We start from the raw sequence: 6,615 nt of genomic DNA on the forward strand, positions 1-6,615 counted from the left end.
CCGATAGCGAAGAACCTCAAGGCGGTCCGCAGCCAGATGGAGCTCAACAGCAGTGCCGGCGGCCTGTACGAGGCGATCCTGGAACTGCCCACCCGCCAGTTCACCGTGATCGTCCTGCGCCACCTGCTCGGCTACCCCACCAAGCGGATCGCCCGCTACATGGGCCTGGACACCCGCACCGTCGACTACCACGGCCGCAAGGGCAAGGAACGCCTGCGCATCCGGCTCGGTCTGCCCGCGGCGCCCGGCAAGAACAAGAAAGGGGCAGGACAGTGACCGCCATCGATGAGCTTCTGGCCGACGCCCGTATCCCCACCGGCCCGCGGGACGGCTTCGACGTGGGCGCAGCCCTGCGCCGTCTCGCCGCCGACGCGGCCGCCGTTGCGGCCAAGCCGCACCCGGACACCGTCCGCGCCACCGAGGCCGGGCAGCGGCTGTCCGTGGTGTGCCGCTGGATCCTCAACAAGCCCGACGCCGCCGACCACGTCGACCGCCTCGCCCAGGAACCCGCAACCCCTGCGGACGACGGCCACCTGGACGTCGACGGCGCCCTCGTCTTCGCCTGCCTCCTGTACCTGACCGACCACCGCGAAAGCGCCCAGTTCTGGTGGCAGCTCGCCGCCGGGGCCGGCCACCGCGCCGCCGCGTACTGCCTGCACCTGCACCACCTCGCCCTGGGCGAGTCCCGAGAAGCGCGACACTGGCTGCACGTGGTCACCGACGATGTCCTCGACTCCGAAGCCCCCGACAGCACCTTCCTCGACACCCTGGAGTCCGTCGCGACGTATGTCCGCAGGACCGGCTCCAGCCTCGCCAGCGCCCCCACCGGAGGGCTCGAGATGGAGGTCGACCGCCTGGCCACCGAGAAGACCGGCTCCTGCATCATCGTCCAGCGCCCCGACCGGCGCCTCGCCGACCTGCTCCACGACTTCACCCGCCGCTGACCGCAACGGGCCAGCGTGTCGTTCTGCCAATCCGAGGCCTTACGTTCTCAACGTGCGGTTTCCCTTCCGCCGCCTGCGGCGGAAGGAGTGGTGAAGCCTGTCGGCCGGGACGCTGACCTGGTCTTTTCCTTTTGGCGAGTCTGGCCGAGTCTCACCGAGTCAAACCAGGTCTCACCGAGTCACAGGACGCCAACTCAAGCCAAATAGTGCAGACTTGGCCGAATCTAGCCCGAATCACCCATCACTAGACTGCTGTTCCACGCAAAAGGAGCCCTGCATCCCAACAGGTTTCCTAGGCCTCTGGTTGGGAGGGCTCCTTGCGCGGTGTTCCGGCACGCCTGTTTAACGAGAGGAACTCCGTATGTCCGAGCGTAACGCGAAACGCCAGACCAAGCACCCGTTCCGCTGGGTCAAGCGAAGCGCCGAAACCATCCGTCATCTGCGGAAATGGATCGGCCGGCGAGGGCCGAACCTCACGGGCGAGTTCATGCAGGGAGCGGCGCACAAGCTCGGCAGCAGCGCCGTGACCCTGATCCTCCTGTGGTGGGAGACCCGCCACTGATGCATCGAGGGCCCGCAGCCCCCCTGCGGGGACCCCCTCCAGGACCGCCGGCTGCGAATGACCAAGTCAGCCAGCCCGAACGGCGCGCCGCCGCGCCCACCAGGACAGCCGTGGCGCGGTGGCCGCGTTGACGGCCCGGCCGAACGCCTTCAGGGCGACCTCCCGGCGCGCGGTGTTCTCCTTATCGGCCAGGGCGTTCAGCAGCTGCTCGGTGGCGGTGGCTGATCTGACTTAACCCACCGCACGGGTGAGGGCACCGCACATGCCGGGCGCGTCCACCGAACGGTCCGCTACGAAGACCACGCATCGTTCGAGAATCTTCGAAGGGACCTGCTGATGGGCCTCGCCCGCACCGCCGCCGCGGCCGCCGCCTTCGCCGCCCTGCTCGTTCCCGCTACCGCCCACACTGCCGCCGCGGCTGCGCCGTCCTCGCGTGCGGTTCCCGGCACGACGGTGACTCTGCCCGTCCGTGACGCACTTGCCGCCCTCCCCGTGCGGGAAGAGGACCGCACCGGGTACGAGCGCAGCACGTTCAGGCACTGGACCGACGCCGACCACGACGGCTGCAACACCCGTGTCGAGGTCCTCAAGGCCGACGCGGTCATCGCCCCGGTGCAGGGCGCGAAATGCACCCTGACCGGCGGGGAGTGGTACTCCCCGTACGACGACCGCTACATCAGCGGCCCCCGCGGCCTGGACGTTGACCATTTGGTGCCCCTTGCTGAAAGTTGGGACTCCGGCGCTTACGCCTGGACGGCAGCGGAGCGGGAGGCCTACGCCAATGACCTCGGGGACGCGCGGGCGCTGATCGCGGTGTCGGCGGCGTCGAACCGGTCCAAGGCCGACCAGGACCCGTCCACGTGGCTGCCGCCGGCCGTCGCCTACCGCTGCCAGTACGTCACCGACTGGGTGGCCGACAAGACCCGCTGGGGCCTGAGCATCGATGCCACCGAGCAGACCGCACTGGCCACGACGTTGAGCCACTGCTCCGACGTCCCCATCACCGTCACCCTTGCGCGGTGAACTGCGGGACCGGCCAGATAGCCAGCACCTCATCGGCTTCTTCGTCGGTGAGGATGAGGCGGGCACCAGACATGCTGAAGAGGGCCGTGCGGCACGCTCAGGAGGACCCTGCTGTCCAGTAGCCGACGCCGGGGCCTACTGCTGGTCGGGCCAGGTGGCCAGCGCTTCGCCAGGTCCCAGATGACCAGGGCGGTGATGAACACCGCGGCGATGACCAGGTTCTGTACGACCAGACGGCGCGCTTGACGCGAGAGACGGACGATGGCGGGGATGGTGGCCAGTTCGTCGCGGACCACGACGGCGTCGGCGGTCTCCAGGGCGAGGTCGGATCCGGCGCGGCCCACGGCGATGCCAGTGTGGGCGGCAGCCAGCGCCGGGGCGTCGTTGACGCCGTCGCCGACCACCAGCACCTTCCGTCCTGCCTGCTCCATGTCGCCGGGCCAGCCGGCGGGACGTGACCAGCGGGCAGGCCGATGAGCAGGCGGGTGACGGCGAAGGTGCAGGGACAACCCCTCGAGTGCGGAGGCCTCATGATGGCCCCGACCCGGCTAGAGCCCTCGCCGGAGTGACTGCGACGGATCCAGCACCTCGTTGAGGAGATCCGGCGCTGGCAGGCGGCGTACCCGCCTCCGAAGCCGCCGCAGCGCTGTCGCCGAACGCGACAGTACCCCAGCGGTCGGCCGAGCCCGCCATGGCAGCCCGCGCTCCCGCGGGCGCCGCTGGAGGATGAACCGAATGACGCGCGCAACCGCTGCACCAGCCCGGCCCCGGCCAGGGTCTCGGTGCGCGCCTGAGCGCGCGCGGTGTGCACCGACGATTCGCCGTATCGCCCCGGGGATACGGTGAATTCACCGCTAGGCGCACCGGGTGCGTGCCTGCTGTTTCAGGCCGTGGCTGTTTGGTGCTCTACATCCTTGAGGGCGGACTCTGCGCTTTGCAGCCGCTGTGCCCAGCTGACGGTGAAGGGGGCAGCGAGACCGGCCAAGAGGAACATTGCACCGACGATGTACCAGCCTGGGCGTCCCCAGGTGATGCATAGGGAGATGAGCAGGGCCGGTCCGACGGCCTCGGCGAGGCCGGCACCGAGTCCGAACACCCCGAGGTATTGGCCGGTGGCGTGCTGCGGGGCGAGCGCGAAGGAGACTTCGAAGCCGGCTGCAGAATGCCAGAGTTCACCGATTGTATGTACGACGACTGCGGTGAGCAGGAGGGTTGCCGCGGCCCAGCCCGGTACGCCAGCTGACAGCGAGATTAGCGCACTGGCCATGAGGAAGGCGACGCCGGAGCGTCGGTAGGCCCATGCCCCAGCCGTTGGGTTGTTGACGTTGCGGCTGGCACGTATCTGGAAGGTGATGACCAGAAGAGTGTTGAGGAGCATGGTGCCGGAGATGAGCCAGTGCGGTGCTTCGGTGCGGGTGACCAGCCACAGAGGTATGGCTACGGTGAGCACTTTGAACTGGATGGCCATGACACCGTCCAGGACGGTGAGGGTGAGATAGGGGCGGTCTCTCAGGGCTATCCAGCGTGGTCCCTTTACCACGGGCACCGGAGTGACCTTCGGCAGGAGGAACATGACTATCGCGGATGCGGCGAAGGCGATCGCGTTGCCGACGACGAGCAACTGATAGGACCTGTGGGTGCCTACCTGGACGGCCCAGCCTGCCAGGACGGCACCGAGTGAAATACCGATGTTGCTTACGGCTCGCAGGTAAGCGCGGAACTCTTGCGGACGCTCGCCTCCGTGGTGCCGGATGAGCGGACTACGGGCAGCCAGGCCCGCTCCTTTGGCGCCGGTCGCTGCGCACACCGCGATAACGAACGGCCAGAAGCTATCAGCCAACAGGAAGGCTGCCGTTGCCACGGCCTGGATGGTAAGGGTGATGACGTAGACGCCGCGTGCACCGCGCCGGTCCGCGAGGTGGCCTGCGGCGATGCCGGCGGCCAGAGCGAGGAAGCCTGCTATGCCAAGCCCGAGGCCTACCTGGCTTGCTGGGAGGCGGACCGCCTGGGTGAAGTACAGCACTCCTGCGGTCAGATAGAGACCGCTGCCGACGGTGTAGACGAAATTGGAGGCAGCGAGGATGCGCTGTGGTTTCGTGTCCGGCAGCAGGTGGGGCATGAGCGGGCTCCGTAGCCTTGGCTGAAGTAAGGACTGGAACTTATGAGTGCAACTTACACTCGTGATCGTGCGGTGGGGAGACCGTGACGGGCATCGCCCTTGGTACGGCGAGATTTGTGGCCCGAACTTGAGACCGCCTGACTGGAAGGCACCACTTGGCCGCCCTGCAACCCGGCGGTGTCATTGGCAGAAACGCCGGTGTTAGCCCAAGAGGACTTGGCCGATCAGGCAAAAGTTCAGGACGCTGGCGAGAGCTGTAATGAGGGAGGCCACCACGGTTGTGAGCGAGCGGTTGGCCAGTGAGCCCATGACCGTGTGGTTGCGGGTGAGGAGGATCAACGGCACAAGGGCGAAGGGGATACCGAAGGACAGGACGACCTGGGACCACACCAAAGCGCGGGTGGCGTCGGCGCCCGCGAACAAAAGGATCAAGGCTGGTGCGAGGGTGATGCCGCGGCGCAGGGCGAGCGGTAGGGAGCGGTTGAGGAAGCCCGACATGATGATCTGCCCGGCGTAGGTACCGACTGAGGATGGGACCTGTCCCCGAGGGGTGGACACCTCTGAGCCCGGCCCCGGCAGGGGCCGGCGAGGAGGAATCTCTTATGGTGATGAAGGTCTACTCGCCCGAGTTCAAGGCGGACGCCGTCGCGCTGTACCTGTCGGACCCGAGCCACACCTTCGAGGGCATCGGCAAGGATCTGGGGATCAGCCGGGAGACGCTGCGCAACTGGGTGCGGGCCGAGCGGGCCCGCCGCGGCCAGAGCGGCGCCATGATCAAGAGCACGAAGGGCGTCCCGGTGAGCGAGGCCACGAAGGAAGAGCTGGAGTCCGAGATAGCGGCCCTGCGTGCGGAGAATAAGGACCTCCGCAAACAGAACGCGACGCTGGCCACCGAACGGGACATTCTCCGCAAGGCGACGAAGTTTTTCGCCACCGAGATGAACTGGTGAACCGCTTCAAGTTCATTGAGGACCACCACCGCGCCTGGAGCGTGAAGCGGTTGTGCCACGTGCTGGAGGTCGCCCGCTCCAGCTTTTACAAGTGGCGGGCCGGCCGGGAGGCCCGCGCCGCGCGTGAGCGGGCGGACGCCGCGCTCGCCGAGCGGATCAGGGCCGTGCACACCGAGTGGGACGGCACCTACGGTCGGCCCCGGATCACCGCCGAGCTGCGCGACGACGGTGAGCGCGTGAACCACAAGCGCGTCGGACGGGTCATGCGCAAGTACGGCATCGCCGGGCTGCGACTGCGCAAGCGCCAGGTCACCACCGTGCCCGAACCGTCCGCCACACCGGTGCCGGACCTGTTCCGGCGCGACTTCACCGCGAGCGCTCCGAACACCAAGTACGTCGGCGACATCACCTACCTGCCGGTGGGCGACGGCGAGTTCCTGTATCTCGCGACCGTGATCGACTGCTTCTCGCGCCGCCTGGTGGGCTGGTCGATCGCCGACCACATGCGCACCTCGCTGGTCGCCGACGCGCTCAGAGCAGCCGCCGCGACCCGCGGCAGCCTGGCCGGAGCCGTATTCCACAGCGATCACGGAGCGCAGTACACCTCCCGCCAATTCGCCGGAATCTGCGCCGAGTTGGGGGTGCGGCAGTCCATGGGCACGGTCGGTACGAGCGCGGACAACGCTCTCGCCGAGAGCTTCAACGCGGCCCTCAAACGCGAGACGCTCCATGGTGCCCGCCGCTTCGCCGGGGCCCGCGCCTGCCGCCTGGCGGTCTTCCGCTGGACCACCCGCTACAACACCCGCCGGCGGCACTCCGCGAATGGACAGCAGGCACCGATCGCCTACGAGCAGCAGTCAGCTACCCTGACACTCGCCGCATAACGACACGAACAGGTGTCCACCCCTCGGGGACAAGACCCTTTTCATGCACGCATCGGCCTGCCCAGCACACCGCGCTGGGCAAACTACGCGCCCAGGTCACCCGGCGCCTGGGCAGAGCGCCGACGGATGACGT

At 68.0% G+C, this 6,615-nt stretch carries 7 protein-coding genes and 1 pseudogene; 5 read left to right on the forward strand and 3 right to left on the reverse strand.

The annotated features are described in order from the left end of the window. The 4 genes from ACIBBH_RS42105 to ACIBBH_RS42120 all read left to right on the forward strand — a co-directional run. Positions 1 to 276, forward strand: a 276-nt coding sequence (locus ACIBBH_RS42105) for a sigma-70 family RNA polymerase sigma factor (protein ID WP_399414240.1), incomplete at its 5' end; no start/stop codon positions are given. Beyond that, a complete protein-coding gene (locus tag ACIBBH_RS42110) occupies positions 273 to 944 on the forward strand; it encodes a hypothetical protein (RefSeq protein ID WP_399414242.1) in 672 nt (223 codons plus the stop codon). The genes ACIBBH_RS42105 and ACIBBH_RS42110, both read left to right, overlap by 4 nt. A gap of 361 nt (positions 945 to 1,305) precedes the next feature. Next, the gene (locus ACIBBH_RS42115) at positions 1,306 to 1,506 is read left to right on the forward strand and encodes a hypothetical protein (RefSeq protein ID WP_399414244.1); all 201 of its coding nucleotides are present in this window, start codon (positions 1,306 to 1,308) and stop codon (positions 1,504 to 1,506) included. 336 nt (positions 1,507 to 1,842) lie between these two features. Next, the gene (locus ACIBBH_RS42120) at positions 1,843 to 2,529 is read left to right on the forward strand and encodes an HNH endonuclease family protein (RefSeq protein WP_399414246.1); all 687 of its coding nucleotides are present in this window, start codon (positions 1,843 to 1,845) and stop codon (positions 2,527 to 2,529) included. Positions 2,530 to 2,684: 155 nt separating this feature from the next. Here the strand turns inward: ACIBBH_RS42120 and ACIBBH_RS42125 are convergent. The 3 genes and pseudogenes from ACIBBH_RS42125 to ACIBBH_RS42135 all read right to left on the reverse strand — a co-directional run. Continuing rightward, a pseudogene (locus tag ACIBBH_RS42125) lies at positions 2,685 to 2,963 on the reverse strand (heavy metal translocating P-type ATPase); the annotation flags it as partial. Between the two features lie 449 nt (positions 2,964 to 3,412). Next, positions 3,413 to 4,648, reverse strand: a complete 1,236-nt coding sequence (locus tag ACIBBH_RS42130; RefSeq protein WP_399414248.1) for an MFS transporter — start codon at positions 4,646 to 4,648, stop codon at positions 3,413 to 3,415. 201 nt (positions 4,649 to 4,849) lie between these two features. Continuing rightward, positions 4,850 to 5,206, reverse strand: a complete 357-nt coding sequence (locus ACIBBH_RS42135) for a divalent metal cation transporter (protein ID WP_399414250.1) — start codon at positions 5,204 to 5,206, stop codon at positions 4,850 to 4,852. Between the two features lie 44 nt (positions 5,207 to 5,250). Here ACIBBH_RS42135 and ACIBBH_RS42140 point away from each other — a divergent pair. Next, a protein-coding gene (locus ACIBBH_RS42140) for an IS3 family transposase (protein ID WP_399414252.1) occupies positions 5,251 to 6,482 on the forward strand; the annotation gives its coding sequence in 2 pieces (ribosomal slippage) (positions 5,251 to 5,572 and positions 5,572 to 6,482; 1,233 coding nt in all). The last annotated feature ends 133 nt before the right edge of the window (positions 6,483 to 6,615 follow it).

Source organism: Streptomyces sp. NPDC051636, assembly GCF_044453765.1.
Taxonomy (GTDB): domain Bacteria; phylum Actinomycetota; class Actinomycetes; order Streptomycetales; family Streptomycetaceae; genus Streptomyces.

Coding starts and splice junctions, on each gene's coding strand:
- ACIBBH_RS42115 (WP_399414244.1), top strand. CDS start 1,306: ATGTCCGAGCGTAACGCGAAACGCCAGACCAAGCACCCGTTCCGCTGG.
- ACIBBH_RS42120 (WP_399414246.1), top strand. CDS start 1,843: ATGGGCCTCGCCCGCACCGCCGCCGCGGCCGCCGCCTTCGCCGCCCTG.
- ACIBBH_RS42130 (WP_399414248.1), bottom strand. CDS start 4,648: ATGCCCCACCTGCTGCCGGACACGAAACCACAGCGCATCCTCGCTGCC.